This is a genomic window from Kribbella soli (genome assembly GCF_004331345.1).
In the GTDB taxonomy this organism is placed as follows: Bacteria; Actinomycetota; Actinomycetes; order Propionibacteriales; family Kribbellaceae; genus Kribbella; species Kribbella soli.
This window is the reverse complement of sequence record NZ_SJJZ01000002.1, coordinates 1,178,426-1,194,457: the sequence shown is the minus strand read 5'-3', so window position 1 is coordinate 1,194,457 and position 16,032 is coordinate 1,178,426. Positions and strand designations below refer to the sequence as shown.

The 16,032-nt window shown below is 69.2% G+C and carries 15 protein-coding genes; 9 read left to right on the top strand and 6 right to left on the bottom strand.

All coding sequences use genetic code 11. The features are described from left to right. Nucleotides 1-2: 2 nt before the first annotated feature. Complete coding sequence (locus E0H45_RS19770) at nt 3-545, top strand: DUF1707 SHOCT-like domain-containing protein (RefSeq protein ID WP_131339309.1); 543 nt, start codon at nt 3-5, stop codon at nt 543-545. A gap of 11 nt (nt 546-556) precedes the next feature. On the opposite strand, the gene E0H45_RS19765 is transcribed toward E0H45_RS19770, so the two are convergent. Further along, nucleotides 557-1,702: a hypothetical protein gene (locus E0H45_RS19765; protein ID WP_238155100.1), complete on the bottom strand. Its 1,146-nt coding sequence runs from the start codon at nt 1,700-1,702 to the stop codon at nt 557-559. Between the two features lie 11 nt (nt 1,703-1,713). Next, nucleotides 1,714-2,799 carry a C39 family peptidase gene (locus tag E0H45_RS43650; protein ID WP_272948996.1) on the bottom strand — a complete coding sequence of 362 codons (1,086 nt, stop codon included), beginning with the start codon at nt 2,797-2,799 and terminating at the stop codon, nt 1,714-1,716. A gap of 433 nt (nt 2,800-3,232) precedes the next feature. Here E0H45_RS43650 and def point away from each other — a divergent pair, with 433 nt between their 5' ends. From def to E0H45_RS19740, 4 genes are read left to right on the top strand one after another with little or no spacing between them, the layout of a single operon-like run. Beyond that, the gene (gene def / locus E0H45_RS19755) at nt 3,233-3,781 is read left to right on the top strand and encodes a peptide deformylase (RefSeq protein ID WP_131339305.1); all 549 of its coding nucleotides are present in this window, start codon (nt 3,233-3,235) and stop codon (nt 3,779-3,781) included. Continuing rightward, nucleotides 3,778-4,701, top strand: a complete 924-nt coding sequence (gene fmt, locus E0H45_RS19750; RefSeq protein WP_131339303.1) for a methionyl-tRNA formyltransferase — start codon at nt 3,778-3,780, stop codon at nt 4,699-4,701. Before def ends, fmt begins: the two co-directional genes overlap by 4 nt. Next, the gene (locus tag E0H45_RS19745) at nt 4,698-6,068 is read left to right on the top strand and encodes an RsmB/NOP family class I SAM-dependent RNA methyltransferase (protein ID WP_131339301.1); all 1,371 of its coding nucleotides are present in this window, start codon (nt 4,698-4,700) and stop codon (nt 6,066-6,068) included. The genes fmt and E0H45_RS19745 overlap by 4 nt, the downstream gene beginning before the upstream one ends. A gap of 48 nt (nt 6,069-6,116) precedes the next feature. Further along, the gene (locus tag E0H45_RS19740) at nt 6,117-7,109 is read left to right on the top strand and encodes a DMT family transporter (protein ID WP_131339299.1); all 993 of its coding nucleotides are present in this window, start codon (nt 6,117-6,119) and stop codon (nt 7,107-7,109) included. Nucleotides 7,110-7,222: 113 nt separating this feature from the next. Here E0H45_RS19740 and E0H45_RS19735 read toward each other — a convergent pair whose 3' ends face one another. Beyond that, the gene (locus E0H45_RS19735; RefSeq protein ID WP_202872403.1) at nt 7,223-8,191 is read right to left on the bottom strand and encodes a DMT family transporter; all 969 of its coding nucleotides are present in this window, start codon (nt 8,189-8,191) and stop codon (nt 7,223-7,225) included. Nucleotides 8,192-8,291: 100 nt separating this feature from the next. Between E0H45_RS19735 and E0H45_RS19730 the strand changes: the two genes are divergently transcribed. The 4 genes from E0H45_RS19730 to E0H45_RS19715 are packed head-to-tail and all read left to right on the top strand — an operon-like array spanning nt 8,292 to nt 13,577. Further along, nucleotides 8,292-9,497, top strand: coding sequence for a cysteine desulfurase-like protein (locus tag E0H45_RS19730; RefSeq protein ID WP_131339295.1), 1,206 nt, complete (start codon nt 8,292-8,294; stop codon nt 9,495-9,497). Nucleotides 9,498-9,530: 33 nt separating this feature from the next. Then, a complete protein-coding gene (locus tag E0H45_RS19725; protein WP_131339293.1) occupies nt 9,531-11,078 on the top strand; it encodes an alpha-amylase family protein in 1,548 nt (515 codons plus the stop codon). Beyond that, on the top strand, nt 11,071-12,300 hold the full coding sequence (locus E0H45_RS19720; RefSeq protein ID WP_131339292.1) for an ROK family transcriptional regulator: 1,230 nt from the start codon (nt 11,071-11,073) through the stop codon (nt 12,298-12,300). Before E0H45_RS19725 ends, E0H45_RS19720 begins: the two co-directional genes overlap by 8 nt. A gap of 8 nt (nt 12,301-12,308) precedes the next feature. Then, nucleotides 12,309-13,577, top strand: a complete 1,269-nt coding sequence (locus E0H45_RS19715; protein WP_131339290.1) for a glycoside hydrolase family 125 protein — start codon at nt 12,309-12,311, stop codon at nt 13,575-13,577. On the opposite strand, the gene E0H45_RS19710 is transcribed toward E0H45_RS19715, so the two are convergent. The 3 genes from E0H45_RS19710 to E0H45_RS19700 all read right to left on the bottom strand — a co-directional run bounded on the left by E0H45_RS19710 (nt 13,570) and on the right by E0H45_RS19700 (nt 15,806). After that, complete coding sequence (locus tag E0H45_RS19710) at nt 13,570-14,415, bottom strand: ABC transporter permease (protein WP_131339288.1); 846 nt, start codon at nt 14,413-14,415, stop codon at nt 13,570-13,572. The genes E0H45_RS19715 and E0H45_RS19710 overlap by 8 nt on opposite strands. Beyond that, on the bottom strand, nt 14,405-15,304 hold the full coding sequence (locus tag E0H45_RS19705) for an ABC transporter ATP-binding protein (protein WP_131339286.1): 900 nt from the start codon (nt 15,302-15,304) through the stop codon (nt 14,405-14,407). The genes E0H45_RS19710 and E0H45_RS19705 overlap by 11 nt, the downstream gene beginning before the upstream one ends. A gap of 76 nt (nt 15,305-15,380) precedes the next feature. Next, nucleotides 15,381-15,806: a hypothetical protein gene (locus E0H45_RS19700; protein WP_131339284.1), complete on the bottom strand. Its 426-nt coding sequence runs from the start codon at nt 15,804-15,806 to the stop codon at nt 15,381-15,383. Between the last annotated feature and the right edge of the window lie 226 nt (nt 15,807-16,032).

Sequence of the window (16,032 nt, the reverse complement as noted above, 5' to 3'; positions counted from 1 at the left end):
CGGTGACTTCCGTGCCAGAAGACCGCTCGCCCGCGATCGGGGACGTGGACCGCAACGCCGCGGTGGAGCGCGTGCAGGCGGCGTACACCGGCGGGTACCTCTCCCACGACGAGCTGGAGCTGCAACTGCACCAGGTGCTGGCCGCGAGGACCCGCCAGGATCTCGAGGTCGCCGTCGCCGCGCTCCCGGCCGAGCAGCCGGGCCGCTCGTCGACGATCGGCGCCTCTGCCGGCCGGATCGTCCGGCGCGGCGTCTGGCGGGTGCCGAGGCATCTCAAGGTCGAGTCGATGCACGGGCGGGTGCGGCTGGATCTGTCGCAGGCGCAGTTCGAGCACGGGGACGTCGACATCGACCTGAACGTGATGCACGGCGGCGTCAAGATCACGCTGCCCCGCGACGCGATCGTCGACTTCGACGCCGTCCGCACCGAGTGGAAGGACACCCGGTACAAGCCGCCGCGGAACTCCACCGGCGACGGCCCGCGGATCCGGATCACCGGCGTGATGGGCTTCGGCCGCCTGAAGATCCGGCACGCCCGCCGCTAGAGCGCGTCTGTCTAGAGGGCGGCCGAGATGGTTTCGGTGTACGTCGGGGTGCTCGCGAGGTACGCCGCTTCGACGTACACCGTGTTGTCCTGGCATGTCATCGGAGTCAGGGCGACGCCGGGTTTGGCGCCGTACAGTCGTTGCGGGGCGGACAGACCGGAACGCCAGCGGTTGATCTGGTAGGTCTCCTCGCCGCCGGAACCGACCGTTCTGGTCTCCCACAGGATCCAGTTGCCGCAGGCAAGGATCGTGTCGGTGACGACCGTGCCGAGCGAGCGGGCAGGGGAGTCGCCGGACTCCCGGACGTAGGCCTTGCTCTGGTACTGGTCCGGGTCCGAGGCACCGACCTCGGACCAGACCGTCGCACCGCGTAGCGTCACGCCGCTCCACTGGATGCAGTTCGTTGCTGCGGGCACCGGTTGCGCGGCGCCTCCGGACAGGGGAGCGGTGAGGATTCGCTTGCAGCGGCGGGCGGTCTCCGGCGCGATGATCTCGCTGAACGTCACCGTGTCGGCGGACACCACGGGATCGGCCACGTAGCCGGGGGCCGCGACGCAGGTGACCGTGCGGGACTTGAGCGTCGCGAGGTCGGCCACGATCAGGCAGGAGCGGTTCTTCGCGTCGGTGGAGCTGTAGGCGAACGTGCCGTCGTACGCGCCGATCTCCGGCTCGGAGACGGTCGGGAGTGCGGTCGGAGTGGTCGCCTTGCCGGTCGTGAGGTCGTAGCGGACGACTTTGATCTGCGGGTCGGGGCCGTCGGAGCGGATGTCCTCGATCAGCGCCCAGTGGTCGTCGATGACGACGGGGGACTGGGCGATGAAGCCGCTCGCGGGCACGTGCCGTACGACGAGCTTCTTGCTGGCGCGGTCCGCGATGGTCGTCGTACCGGCTTCGTCGCTGCCGCGCGTCACGACGTACTTGCGTTGCTGGGTGACGAGGTGCTGCCCGTCGACTGGTTGGCGCAGGACGTTCGCCCAGGCGGGCAGCGCCGTACCGGTGTCCGACGGCCGAGTCGGCGTCGGGCTGCTGGTCGGTGAGGGCGTGCTGCTGGGTGAGGGGGTGCTGCTCGGTGACGGACTGCTCTCCGGTGTGTTGGAGGAGCAGCCCGCCACGGTCAGGAGCAGAAGGGTGCCAACGGCAACCGTACGACAGCGCATGACTGAGGGCATCACAGCCCGATGTTCTTGAAGGAGTTGGCCAGGGTGGCGTTGAACAGCGCGCTTGCGGGGATGTTCTTCGGGCCGTCGGTGACGTTGCCGCGGCTGTTGAAGCGGCGCTCGTTGAACACCTCGAAGATCGCGATCGTGCCCTTCGCCTTGTCGTAGCCGCGGCCGACCTGGTAGTGCCCGCTGTGGTTGAAGGCCAGGTACGGGAAGTACCGCTTGAGCAGTTGGACGTGCTCGATCACCGGGGCCTTGTACACGCCGAGGTGCTTCTGGTGCACGGTGAAGAAGGTCTGCGCGTTCCAGTTCGAGACGTTCTGCACGATGTACGTGCCGGCGGACTTGGGCCATGCGGTCTTCAGGTTCGTCTGCTTCACCATCGCGGAGATCGCCGTACCGGACGTGGTCGAACCGAGGTCCTTGGCCCAGGACGCCTGGGTGTCTTTCTGGTTGTCGTCGGCCCAGTCGATCGACTGGAACGTCGCGGGACCGCACCAGTACCCCTTCTCCTGCGAGGTCTGGAACCCCTTCATGATGTACGCCGAAGCAGGCGCGGCAACCGGCGCTACCGGAGTCGACGGCACGGGCGTCGACGTACCCAAGGTAGGAGCAGTCCTGGTCGGCACCGGCGTCGGAGTCGACGTCGGTGTCGGTGTCGGGGTCGGCAGAGGCGCGGCTTCCGGCGTGGGCTCGGGGTTGGGCGGTGGGGTTTCGGTTTCGGCGAGTTCGCGGAGTTCGCGGGCCTTCGCGCGGCCGTTCCAGGCGGCTTCCATCTCGTCGAGTTCCGCGGTGACGCGTTGGCTCTTCGGCAGCGCAGCACGCTCGGACACGAACGCGGACGGCGTCAGATCACCGGTGGCGATGTCCTGCTCGGCGCTGACCTGCCCGGTCTCGTCCGCGGTGCGGACGTTCGGTTCGGCCATCAGGGCGTGCCGCTGGGCGCCGGTCGGCACCTGGCTGACGAAGCCGAGGCCGAGGCAGTAGTTCTCGGTGTCGAGCTTGAAGCACCGGAGCATCGAGGCGGCCTGCGCGGACGTGTCCGCCGATCTGAGCTGCACGTCACCTGGCGAGCTCGCGGTGACCTGCTGCACCACCTCACTCCAGGACCGCGCGGGAGCCTCGCTTGGCACCCCGGAGGTCGGCGCGGAGGTAGGTGCAGACGTGGGCGACGACGTGGGGGTGGGCGTCGCAGAAGTCATGGTCGGCGGCGTCGCAGTGGGCGTCGCGGTGGGTGGCGGCGCGGTGGGTAGCGGCGCGGCAGGACCGGCGGGGTCGCGCGGTTGGTAGGCCTGGGCGGTGAGGGGTGCCTGGGCGAGCAGTGCACCCAGGAGGATCAGAGTTGCCCCCCGTGCTGCTGTGAGCATTGGGTCTCCCGAGCGGCGTGTGACGACAGTGACTGAGGGTACGCCTGGGACCACAGTACGTGCTTGTGGCAACAAACGGGAGGGCCCTCCCGTCGGGAATCCACCAGATGGGCCCCGTAGACTTGCCCGGTCCAGGTCCGTGGAGTGCTGTGGAGAGTCTGTGTCGGTCCAACCCATCCGCCTGTTCGGCGACCCCGTGCTGATCACCAAGGCCGACCCGGTCGTCGACTTCGACGCCGAGCTGCGCCGCCTGGTCGCGGACCTCACCGACACCATGCAGGACGCGCCCGGATCGGGCCTGGCCGCGCCGCAGATCGGCGTCGGCCTGCGCGTGTTCACGTACCACGTCGAGGGCGAGCTCGGGCACCTGATCAACCCGGAGCTGACGCTGTCGCTCGAGGACCAGTTCGGCCCCGAGGGCTGCCTGTCGATCCCCGGCCTGACCTTCGACTGCCGCCGCGCCCAGTCGGTGATCGCGAAGGGCTTCAACATGTACGGCGACCCGGTGGTGATCGAGGGTTCGGACCTGCTCGCCCGCTGCATCCAGCACGAGACCGACCACCTGGACGGCGTCCTGTTCGTGGACCGGCTCGACCGCGAGACCCGCAAGCAGGCGATGAAGGCGATCCGCGAGTCCGACTGGTCCGGCCTGAACGGCCCGCCGCAACTCAAGGTCTCACCCCACCCTACGAACGGTTTTGGCCTGTGAGAGTCGTCTTCGCCGGTACGCCGGAACCTGCCGTCATCGCGCTCCAGGCGATCGTTGCCAGTCGCCACGAACTCGTCGGGGTCGTCACCCGCCCGGACGCGCCCGCGGGCCGGGGCCGCAAGCTCGTGGCGTCGCCGGTCGCGCAGTACGCCGAGGAGCTCGGCGGGATCGAGATCCTGAAGCCGGTCAAGCCGAGCGACCCCGAGTTCCTGGCCCGGCTGCGGGAGATCGCGCCGGACTGCTGCCCGGTCGTCGCGTACGGCGGGCTGCTGCCGCAGGCGGCGCTCGACATCCCGCAGCACGGCTGGATCAACCTGCACTTCTCGGTGCTGCCCGCCTGGCGTGGGGCCGCGCCAGTGCAGCACTCGATCATCGCGGGCGACGATGTGGCCGGGGCGAGCACGTTCCGGATCGTGAAGGCGCTCGACGCAGGCCCCGTGTACGGCGTACTCACCGAACCGATCGGTCCCGAGGACACCTCTGGTGACCTGCTGCACCGGCTCGCGGTGTCCGGGTCGAAGCTGCTCGTCGACACGCTCGACGGGATCGAGGCCGGCGTACTGGAGGCCCGCGAGCAGCCGGCCGACGGGGTGACGCTGGCGCCGAAGCTCACGGTCGAGGACGCCGAGCTGGACCTGAACGCGCCGGCGCAGCGCGTCGATCGGCTGGTGCGCGGGTGCAACCCGGCGCCCGGGGCGTGGACGACGTTCCGTGGCGAGCGGCTGAAGGTGCTCGCCGTACGGCTGACCGACGACGAGCTGAAGCCCGGCGAACTGCAGGCGACCAAGTCGAGTGTGAAGGTCGGCACCGGGAGCAAGGCGATCGAACTCGTGACGGTTCAGCCGCAGGGCAAGAAGCCGATGGCGGCGGCCGACTGGGCCCGCGGCATCCGCCTCACCGACGAGGACTTCCTCGGGTGAGTGACCGGAGTCCACGCAATCGGGCGCCGCAGCGGCGCTCGGATCCGGTACGGCGGGTCGCGTACCAGGTCATCCGGCAGGTCACCGCTGAGGGCGGCTACGCGAACCTCGCGCTGAACAAGGCCCTCCGCGACGCCCGACTCGGCGGCCGTGATGCTGCGTTCTGCACCGAGCTGGTGCACGGCACGCTGCGCTGGCAGGGCACGTACGACGCGTTCCTGACGCGGTGTGTGTCGCGTCCACTCGCGGACCTCGACCCCGAACTCCTGGACGTGCTCCGTCTCGGCGCCCACCAGCTGCTCAACATGCGGGTGGACTCGTACGCCGCAGTGGACGAGATGGTCACGCTCACTCGGTCCGAGCTCGGGCAGAAGCGCACCGGCCTGGTCAACGCAGTACTCCGCAAGATCAGTCAGCGCTCGCTGGAGCAGTGGATCTCGACGACCGCGCCGCGGCCCGACGAGGATCTCCTGGGCTACCTGGCGATCGCCGAAGCCCATCCGCGGTGGGTGATCGAGGCGTTCGACCGGGTGCTCGACGAAGGCCTGGAGGACCTGCTCGTCGCGGACAACGAGCCTCCTCGCGTGACCTTGGTGGCTCGGCCGGGGCTGTCCGATGTGGATGAGCTGATTGATGCCGGCGCGGTTCCGGCGCGCTGGTCGCCGTACGGCGCGGTGCTCGACGGCGGTGGCGATCCGGGGCGTATCGCAGCGGTCGCGACCGGGCGGGCCGGCGTACAGGACGAAGGCTCGCAGCTGGTCGCGATCGCGCTGGCGTCGGCGAAGGTCGACGGCGACGACGCGAACTGGCTCGACCTGTGTGCGGGGCCAGGCGGCAAGTCGGCCCTGCTGGCCGCGCTCGTGCAGGACGGTCAGCTGACTGCTGTGGAGCCGCTCAAACACCGCGCGGAGTTGGTCCGCCAGAATCTGCGGGCGATTCCCGGCAACCACAAGGTGCTCGTCGGCGACGGGACGAAGCCGACCTGGCCGGAGGGCTCGTTCGACCGCGTGCTGGCCGACGTACCGTGCAGTGGTCTCGGTGCGCTGCGCCGCCGTCCGGAAGCCCGCTGGCGCCGTACGCCGCAGGACGTCGAGGAGCTCCGCCCGCTCCAGGAGGCGTTGCTCGACTCGGCGATCACGTCGGTCCGGCCGGGTGGAGTGGTCGCGTACGTGACCTGCTCGCCGCATCCCGACGAGACCCGCGCGGTGGTCGACGCGGTCCTGGGGCGCCGCGACGACGCGACCCTCGAGGACGCACGGCCGCTGTTCCCCGGCGTACCGGATCTGGGTGACGGACCTGATATCCAGCTCTGGCCGCACCTGCACGGCACCGACGCGATGTACCTGGCCTTGATCCGCCGGTCATAATCCGGACCTGCTGTCAGGCGCTATCAGACGAACGGTCATGATGGTGAGGTGACAACAACCGCCACCCGTCCCGCGCCCTCGACCCGGCGGCATCACGTCGTGGGTCTCGCCTCTGCGTTCGGGATCGGGATGCTGGTAGCGGTCCAGTCACGTCTGAACGGCGAGCTCGGCGGCATCCTCGGTGACGGGATCCCGGCAGCGCTGATCTCGTTCGGCACCGGCCTGCTGATCCTGCTGGTCGCGACGGCAGTGGTGCCTCCGGTCCGGCGCGGACTGGTCAAGGTCTGGCGCACGATCCGGCGGCCGATGCGCGGGTACGGCGGTCTGCGTTGGTGGCAATGTCTCGGCGGTCTCGCGGGCGCGTTTCTCGTCGCTACGCAGTCGATCACCGTCTCTGTGATCGGTGTCGCGGTGTTCTTGGTGGCGGGTGTGGCTGGACAGGCGATCAGCAGCCTCGTCGTCGACCGCCTCGGATTCGGTCCGGCCGGCCCGCAGCCGCTCACCGCCGTACGGATCGTCGGTGCATTGATCGCGCTGGCCGCGGTCGGCCTGGCCGTGTCGGAGCAGTTGAGTCACCCCGACGGGCTGATGCTGGCGATCCTGCCTGCGCTGGCAGGCGTCGGAACCGCGGTGCAGCAGGCCATCAACGGGCGGGTGGCGCGGTCCGCCTCGTCCGATGCGTACGGCGCGGTCGCGGCTGGAGTGGTGAACTTCCTGGTCGGATTCGTCGCTCTGCTGATCGTGTTCGCCGTCGATCTCGCGCTCCGCGGCGCGCCACGGCACCTGCCGAGCGAGCCTTGGCTGTACCTCGGCGGCGCGTGCGGCGTCATCTTCATCAGCGCCGCGGCCGCCGTGGTCCGAGTGGTCGGCGTCTTCGTCCTCGGCCTCGGCACAATCGCGGGCCAACTGATCGCCAGCCTGTTCATCGACGTCTTCCTGCCCGTCGCCGACAAGCCGATCACGACTCCAGTCGTCGCCGGCACCCTGCTCGCACTGGTCGCCGTGGTGGTCGCCGCCGTACCCAACCTCCGCCGCGATTGAGGAGGCGGATCTGCGCCACTCACCAACCGCACGCCGCCCAGGCGGCTCACGCTCAGCCAGGGCTGGCCGCACCCCGTTAGCGGGGGTTGGTGAGTGGCGCAGGTCCGCCGAACTCAGGTGATCGCTGGCGCGACGACGGTCGGCTTGCGGCGGAAGCCGCCCAGGACGCCCTGGGAGACTGCGACGCCCAAGAGGACGATGAGGCCGCCGACGGGCTGGTACCAGGTGAGGTCTTCGTCCAGGACGAGTACGCCGACGATGATCGAGAAGATCGGCATCAGGTACGTGACCATCGACGAGCGACTGGCGCCGATCAGCCGGATGTTGCGCATGTTGAGCACGAACGCGAGTCCGCTGCCGAGCGCGCCGAGGGCGAGAACGCTCAGCACCGTCTTGGCCGACAGTGACCACGGCGCCGGGGGAGCCTGCCCGGTGACCAGGGGAGCGACGACGGCCAGTTGGACCGTTGCGCACAGCAACAAGCTGGTCGACAGCGCGGTGCCGGACAACGTCGTCCCGGCCAGGAACCGTTTCTGGTAAGGGATCGCGAGCCCGTACGAGACAGCAGCCAGCATGCACAGGCCCTGGCCGAGGAGGTTCGCGCCGGCCTGCACCTGCCAGGCTCCGAGCACGACGAGCATCCCGAGGAACCCGATCAGCAGCCCGAACCCGCGCTGCGCCGAGAACCTTTCGGTCCGGAAGATCAGCACCGCGATCGGCAGCACGACCAGCGGGGTGATCCCGTTCCAGATGCCGGCGAGCAGCGACGGGATCCGCTCCTCGCCGTACCCGAACAGCGTCCACGGGATCGCCGAACCGATCGCCCCGACCACGAACGAGTGCGCCCACAGCCGCGGGTCCCGCGGCAGCGGCTCGCGCTTCAGGGCGAGGATCGCGAGCAGTACGACGGACCCCGCGACCACCCGTCCGAGCGCGAGATAGAGCGGCGGCAACTCGCGGACGCCGACCGAGATGAACAGAAAGCTGCAGCCCCAGATCGCGGCGAGGGCCAGCATGACGGGGAGCCAGGCCCGGACCGGGGCGGGGCTGGAAGTGCTGTCAGGAGTCGTTACCGTGCTCACTCCTGACATCCTGCACTACTGCGCGGACAGTTCGCGCATTTATATCCGCATTCGGGCAGGCAGTGGCGGCGACTGTCAGGAGCGAGAGAGGATGACGCGCATGAGTGCCTTTGATGTCGTCGCCGTCCGGAAGCAGTTCCCCGCGCTCGACGAGGGAGCGGCGCACTTCGACGGGCCTGGAGGTTCGCAGACCCCGCAGGCCGTCGCCGATGCGGTGGCTCGGACCATGACCTCGGCGCTCGCCAACCGCGGCCAGCTGACCGCAGCCGAACGCCGGGCCGACGAGATCGTGCTCGGCGCCCGTCAGGCGATGGCCGACCTGCTCGGTACGACCGCACAGGGGATCGTGTTCGGCCGCAGCATGACGCAGCTCACGTACGACTTCTCCCGCACCCTCGCCAAGACCTGGTCCACCGGCGACGAGGTGATCGTCACCCGCCTCGACCACGACGCGAACGTCCGTCCGTGGGTGCAGGCCGCCGAGGCAGTGGGTGCCACGGTCAAGTGGCTCGGCTTCGACCCGGAGACCTCCGAGCTGGACGACATCGCCCCGCTGCTCACCGACCGCACCCGCCTGGTCGCGGTCACCGCCGCGTCCAACCTCCTGGGCACGCGCCCCGACACGCAGAAGATCGCCGACCAGGTACACGAGGCCGGCGCGTTGATCTACGTCGACGGCGTCCACCTGACCGCTCACGCGCCGATCGACGCGCGGTACGCCGACTTCTTCGTCTGCTCGCCGTACAAGTTCTTCGGCCCGCATCTCGGCGTCCTGACCGCGGCGCCGGAGCTGCTCGAGACGCTGAAGCCCGACAAGCTGCTGCCGTCGACGGACGTCGTACCGGAGCGCTTCGAGTTCGGGACCCTGCCGTACGAGTTGCTCGCCGGCACGACCGCTGCCGTCGACTTCATCGCCGGTCTCGCGGGCACCGGCAGCACCCGGCGTGAGCGCCTGGTCAGCTCCCTCGAAAGCGTCGAAGCGCACGAGGACGCGCTCCGCGACGACCTCGAGGCCCGCCTGAAGGCGATCCCCGGCGTCACCCTCTACGGCCACGCCGCCAACCGCACGCCCACCCTGCTCTTCACCCTCGACGGTCACACGCCGGCGGCGGTCTCCGAGAACCTCGCGAAGGCGGGCGTGAACGCCCCGGCCGGCTCGTTCTACGCCTACGAGCCCGCCCGCCACCTCGGTCTCGGCCCGGCCGGTGCGATCCGCGCCGGTCTCGCGCCGTACACCGACCAGTCGGACGTGGACCGTCTCCTGGCCGCGGTCTCCGCCTTGACCGGCCCGAGAGGCACTAACTAAAGTCTCTGGGGAAATTAACTCCGAGGGAGCCAAGTGAGAGAACCGAGCGCTGTTTTCGTCCAGGTGGATCCCTCGGGAGAGTTGGTCTCCCCGCCGCGCGCCGGTGCCGAGATCCGCTGGAACGACGGAGCCGTCGAGGTCACCGCGACGCGGATCTCCCGGGTCGCGCTGCGCTGGTCGGAGAAGCTGCCGAGCGACGCGCTGATCCTCGGCGACGCGTGGGAGCGTTCGTACGGCGACCTGCAATGGCGTCACCAGCAACCCGAGCGTCTGCTGCCGTGGTACTTCCTGGCCCACTCGGGAGCAGGCACGTTCGGCATGGGCGTCGACGTCCAGCCGAACGCGTTCTGTGGGTGGACCGTCGACGGTGACGGGTTCACCCTCTGGCTCGACCTGCGCAACGGCGGCGGTCCCACGCTTTTGGACGGTCGTACGCTGACGGCAGCAGTCGTGCGACGATTCGACGACGCCGGCACACCCTGGCAGACGCTGAACGCAGCAGTCGCCTCCATGAGCACCCGACTACCGGCGCGACCTGAGCCCGCGCCGGTGGTCGGGGCTAACAACTGGTACTACGCGTACGGCGAGAACTTCGACGAGAAGGCCGTTCTGAAGGACGCCTCGACGATCGTCGAGCTCGCCGACGGCCACCCGGTGAAACCCTTCAGCGTCGTCGACGACGGCTGGTACCCGGGCGGCATCGCCTCCGGCGGCCCCTGGGACCGCGGTACGCCGGGAGTCTTCGACGACCTCGCCGGTACGGCGGCCGCGATCAAGGAGATCGGTGCGCGGCCAGGCCTGTGGTTCCGCCCGCTCCTGGTCCGCGAGCCGTCGACGTTGGCCTCAAAGGGCCCGCATGACAAGCCGGGGCGGGCGCTCGATCCGTCGTACCCCGAGGTCCTGGATGGCGTGCGCGCAGACCTGCAGCGGTTCAAGGACTGGGGTTTCGAGCTGGTCAAGCACGACTTCAGCACGTACGACGTGTTCGGGGCGTTCGGCCCCGCGATGGGGTCGCGGCTGACGCGCGACGGCTGGCAGTTCCACGACCGGTCGCGGACAACGGCCGAGATCATCCTCGCGTTCTACCGGGAGATCCGGGCGGCCGCGGACGACGTCGTACTGATCGGCTGCAACACCGTCGGCCACCTCGCCGCGGGGCTCGTTGACGTCCAGCGGACCGGCGACGACACGTCCGGCCGGGACTGGGAGCGGACCCGGAAGATGGGCGTGAACACGCTCGCGTTCCGGCTCCCGCAGCACAACCGGTTCTTCACGGTCGACGCCGATTGCGTGCCCTGTACGCCGCAGACGCCGTGGGAGCTGAACGAACGGTTCCTCGATCTGGTCGCGCGCTCCGGCACGGCGTTGTTCCTGTCGATCGACCCGGCGGCCCGGACCGAGCGGACGGACCGCGCGTTGCGCGACGGTATACGGTTGGCGCTCAATGGCGGTGCGGTGAGTGATTCAGGGATCGAGCCGGCCGACTGGCTCGTCAACACGACGCCGAACGTGTGGCGGGCGGGCGACGACACCATTCGTTACGACTGGTCGCAACCGTGGGGTGCGGATCCAATTGGTTAGACGGGGGACGAACCTCGATCGCGTCGGGGGATTCAACGATGCCGTCGTACTGGACGCGATCCGTCGCAGCGAGCAGCTGAGCCGGGTCGAACTGGCCGAGGCGACCGGCCTGTCCGGTCAGGCGATCTCCAACATCGTGCGCCGCCTCCTTGACGCCGGCCTGGTCCGCGAAGCCGGACGGTTGCGCGGCGCCGGCCTCGGCAAACCACGGACTCTGCTCGAGCTCGAACCCACCGGACAGTACGCCGTCGGCGTCCATCTCGATCCGTCCGTCGTCACCGTCGTACTGCTCGATCTCACTGGTGAAGTGGTCGCGCGGCGGCCGGTCGACCAGTACGCCGACGACCCCGGCGTACTCATCGACGGCATCGCGAAGACGATCGAGGAGGTGATCGCCGCGTCCGGCGCACCGCGCCACCGGGTCAGCGGTGTCGGGATCGCCGCGCCCGGGCCGATCGACGTCGAGCGCGGTGTGGTCGTCGACCCGCCGAACCTCTCGACCTGGCACCTCGTCCCGCTCCGCGACGAGCTGAGCGAACGGACCGGTCTGCCGATCGTCCTGGACAAGGACGTGACCGCGGCCGCGTCCGCGGAGAAGTGGGCCGGTCACGGCGGCAGCTTCGTCTTCTTCTACCTCGGCACCGGTGTCGGCGCCGGGTTGGTGATCGGCGACGAGGTGGTCCGCGGTTCGTCCAGCAACGTCGGCGAGATCGGTCACGTGATCGTCGACCCCGACGGACCGCTCTGCTACTGCGGGCGGCGTGGGTGTGTCGGCGAGGCCAGCCAGCCCAGGTACCTGGTGCAGCAGGCGGTCCAGGCCGGCGTACTTGCCGAAGGCATCGACCTCGACGATCGGCACGCCGTGGACGCGGCCTTCGCCCGGCTGTGCGCGCTGGCCGTTGACGGTTCCGATGCCGCGCAGGAGATCGTCACCACGCTCGCGGAGCGGATCGCCAAGGTGGTCGAGGACATCGCGAACCTCCTCGACCTGGAGCGCGTGGTCTTCGGCGGTCCGCACTGGGAGCAGCTCGCCCCGGTTCTGCACGACCGCGTGCGCACCGCGCTGGAAGGTCGTTTCCTGCTGGCGGCGGTGCACCCGTTCGACGTCACGGGTACGGCGCTCGGCGCGGACGTCGGCGCGATCGGCGCCGCGAGCCTGGTCCTCGACCGGACCTTCTCGCCCAACCCCTCCCTCGACCCCGCACTTGCCGCTGAAAGGTAGATGTTTTGATGATCGACCCCGAGGTCCTCGCCCGCGCCGCCGCGGCCGTCCGGGAGGCCACCGGTGACGACGTGATCGCGGAGATGTTCCAGCGCTCGATGGCCGGCAACCTGCCGGCCGTCGCCGAGCGGCTCCCGGACGGTACGACGTTCGTCCTGACCGGCGACATCCCCGCGATGTGGCTGCGTGACTCGGCCGCGCAACTCCGCCCGTACCTGCTGCTGTGCAAGGACGACCCGGGCCTGCAGGACGTCCTGATCGGCGTGCTGCACCGGCAGCTCGAGTACGTCGTCCTGGACCCGTACGCTAACGCCTTCAACAAGGAGGCGAACGGCGCCGGGCACACCTCCGACGAGACCGAGATGTCGCCGTGGGTGTGGGAGCGCAAGTACGAGATCGACTCGCTGTGCTTCCCGCTCGACCTGGCGTACCGGCTCTGGCGGATCACCGGTCGCGCGGACGTGATCGACAACCGGTTCCGGGCCGCGGCGGAGGCGATCGTCGAGCTGTGGACCGTGGAGCAGGACCATGAGGCGCGTTCGCCGTACCGCTTCCAGCGACACGACGACCGCCCGTCGGACACGCTCGTCCGCGAGGGACGTGGGCGGCTGACCCGGCCGACCGGGATGTCGTGGAGCGCGTTCCGGCCGAGTGACGACGCGACGGAGCTGGGCTTCAACGTGCCCGGCAACATGTTCGCGTCGGTGGTGCTCGGGTACCTGCAGGAGATCGCGACCGAGGTACTGCGGGACGAGCCGCTGGCCGATCGTGCGAAGGGGCTGAAGGCCGAGATCGACGAGGGCATCGCTTCGTTCGGCACGGTGGAGCATCCGGAGCACGGTCGCGTCTACGCCTACGAGGTGGACGGGCTGGGCGAGACGCTGCTGATGGACGACGCCAACATGCCGAGCCTGCTGTCGATCCCGCTGACCGGGTACGCCGCCGCGGACGACCCGACGTACCTCGCGACCCGGGCGCTGCTGCTCAGCCCGGAGAACCCGTACTACTACAGCGGAACTGCGGCCGCCGGCATCGGCAGCCCGCACACCCCGCCGCGCTACATCTGGCACATCGCCCTTGCTGTACAGGGGATATCGAGCACGTCGGCGGAGGAGCGCCAACGGTTGCTGGAGCTCCTCCGCGACACCACGGGCGGCACCGGCCAGATGCACGAGGGCTTCGACGTCGACGACCCCCGCCAGTTCACCCGCGAATGGTTCTCCTGGGCCAACGCGATGTTCTGCGAACTAGCCCTGGTACACGCCGGCATCAGGTGACGTCGCGGCGGCGGGTGGTCCAGGCCGCGAGTACTGCGAACACCGCGCAGTAGGCGAGCAGGGTCAAGAGGGCGCGGCCACCTCCGACGGCATCACGCACTCCCGGTGGCGCATCGGACGCCGCCATCCCTGTCACGCTGAAGACGAGGGAACCGGCGTTGGTGCCGGGCAGGACGTTGGCGAGCCACTTCAGGCTCGGCAGCAGGCTGCTCACGACGCCGGCCAACAGCGTCTCGATCCCGAGGATCCACACCACGCCGAGGCCGATCGGCAGTGCAACGTTGCGGAAGGCAATGGCCAGTACAGCGCCGGCCAGGCACCACATCATCAGGACCAACCAGCCGCCCGCGAGTCCTTGCAGGAGATCGCCGACGCCCGGCCAACTCGTCGAGCCGTCTTCGGCTGCGGCGATGCCGACGCTGCAGAGCGCGCAGGCGGCGAAGATTCCGAGCACCCAGAGCGCGATCATCGTGCCCAGCGCCAGGAACTGGGCGCCGAGGATCGTGCCGCGCCGCGGGCGCTGGGTGAGGATGGTCTTGAGCGTTCCCCAGGTGTACTCGCCGCCGATCACGATCGCGCCGAGGACCAGCGCGAGTGCACCGGCGAAGATCGGGTACCCGCCGATCGCGTTGTCGACGACGCGCGCCGGCAGCATGCCGCGGAGGATCTCGGCGCGCGGTACGCCGTCGGTCTGCGGGTTGTCGTCGCCGGTCGCGTAGCCCAGGTACGGCAGCAGGTAGCCGAAGATCAGACTCAGCACCAGGCCGGCGCCGAACAGCACCCAGACCGCGGATCGCTTGCGGAGCTTCAGGATCTCCGCGCGGTAGCTACCCAACATCGGTCTTCTCCTTCGCGGTCGTCAGCTCGAAGAAGATGTCCTCGAGCGCGCGTTCGGTGGTGTGCAGCTCGGACACCTCGATACCGGCCTCGACGAGTGCGCGGTTCACCTCGGCGGCCCGATCCGGATCCACCTGAACCCGGAGCGTGTCGTCGTACTGGTGAACGTTGCCGAAGCGGGTCAGGAGCCGCTGTGCATCGTCGCGAGGGGTGGCGCGGACGACGAGTTCCTGCTCACCGCGCAGTTCCTCGACGTTGTGCTCGGCAACCATCCGGCCGGCGTTGATGATGCCGACCCGGTCGCAGATCTGCTGCACCTCGCCGAGCAGGTGGCTGGACAGCAGCACGGTCCGGCCCTCGGTGCCGAGTTCGCGGATCAGGCGGCGCATGTCGCGCATACCGGCCGGGTCGAGGCCGTTGGTCGGCTCGTCGAGGATCACCAGCTCCGGGTCCTTGAGGAGCGCGGCCGCGACACCGAGGCGCTGCTTCATCCCCAGCGAGTACGTCGAGAACCGGTCCCTCGCGCGATCGGCGAGGTCGACGAGCTCCAGTACCTCGTCGATCCGCTGCCGCGACACCCCGGCGTACTCGGCCAGCAGCCGCAGGTTGTCGAGCCCCGACAGGTACGGGTAGAACGCCGGCGACTCGATCATCGACCCGGTTCCTTTGAGCACTCGGGCATCCCCCGGCCGCCCGCCCAGCACCCGCACGCTCCCACTCGTCGGCGCGATCAGCCCGGTCAGGATCCGGAGCGTGGTCGTCTTCCCCGCACCGTTCGGCCCCAGAAAGCCGTACACCTCACCCGGCAACACCGTCAGATCGACACCATCAACCGCCAAGGTGCCGCCATACCTCTTAGTCAGCCCACTGACCTCAACTAGCGCATCCATACGACGAGAGTGCCGTCCCAGCCCCACCTACCGCGTCGCCTCGGGGGAGTGACCCCACCTACCCCCGACGGAGTACTCAGCTGCTGGGGTTGGTCTCCAACCGACGCACACTCCCCGCCGCCAACGCCTCCGCGACGTGCACCACCCCACTCCGAATCAGGTCACCGTAGGCTCCCTCAGGCACACCCGACAGGAGCCCCCGCGCGATACTCAGGTGGTCCTCGGCCAGCTGCGTCTGCGACAGTCGTCGGTAGTCGTCGGCGAGGTTCAAGTGGAGTGAGGGAAGCCAGCCGTCGTCCTCCACGTCTTCCAACGCACGCAGGTCCCAGGACAGCTCGTCCTCGGTCTCGTCCTGTACGTCGGCCAGGTAGTGCGCGATCGCACACCGCGTCTGCGGGTCGTCGCACGCTTCCCATAGTGCGGTCAGTTGAGTACGTGCAGCTTCACGTTCCCCGGTGCGACCGAGCTCAACCGCCGCCGTCATCTCTTCGAGGTGCATCATGCGAGCACCTTCTGCCCTCGACCAGCTAGAAGGTCAATCCGGAAACAATGTTGCACCTGGTGGCAGAAATGTTCCGCAAAGCGGCAACCCGGCTTGAGCTGGGGCGGCCGGCGTCGGAGCTTGTGCAAGCCCGACAGGACGTATACGCCTACTGCCTCGCGATCGAACCAGCCTCACGCGTGCCGGCGGGCCCAGTGGACATATATGTCCTGTCGACCTTGCACAC

Coding starts and splice junctions, on each gene's coding strand:
- E0H45_RS19700 (WP_131339284.1), bottom strand. CDS start 15,806: ATGATGCACCTCGAAGAGATGACGGCGGCGGTTGAGCTCGGTCGCACC.
- E0H45_RS19705 (WP_131339286.1), bottom strand. CDS start 15,304: ATGGATGCGCTAGTTGAGGTCAGTGGGCTGACTAAGAGGTATGGCGGC.
- E0H45_RS19710 (WP_131339288.1), bottom strand. CDS start 14,415: ATGTTGGGTAGCTACCGCGCGGAGATCCTGAAGCTCCGCAAGCGATCC.
- E0H45_RS19765 (WP_238155100.1), bottom strand. CDS start 1,702: ATGCGCTGTCGTACGGTTGCCGTTGGCACCCTTCTGCTCCTGACCGTG.
- E0H45_RS19715 (WP_131339290.1), top strand. CDS start 12,309: ATGATCGACCCCGAGGTCCTCGCCCGCGCCGCCGCGGCCGTCCGGGAG.
- E0H45_RS19730 (WP_131339295.1), top strand. CDS start 8,292: ATGAGTGCCTTTGATGTCGTCGCCGTCCGGAAGCAGTTCCCCGCGCTC.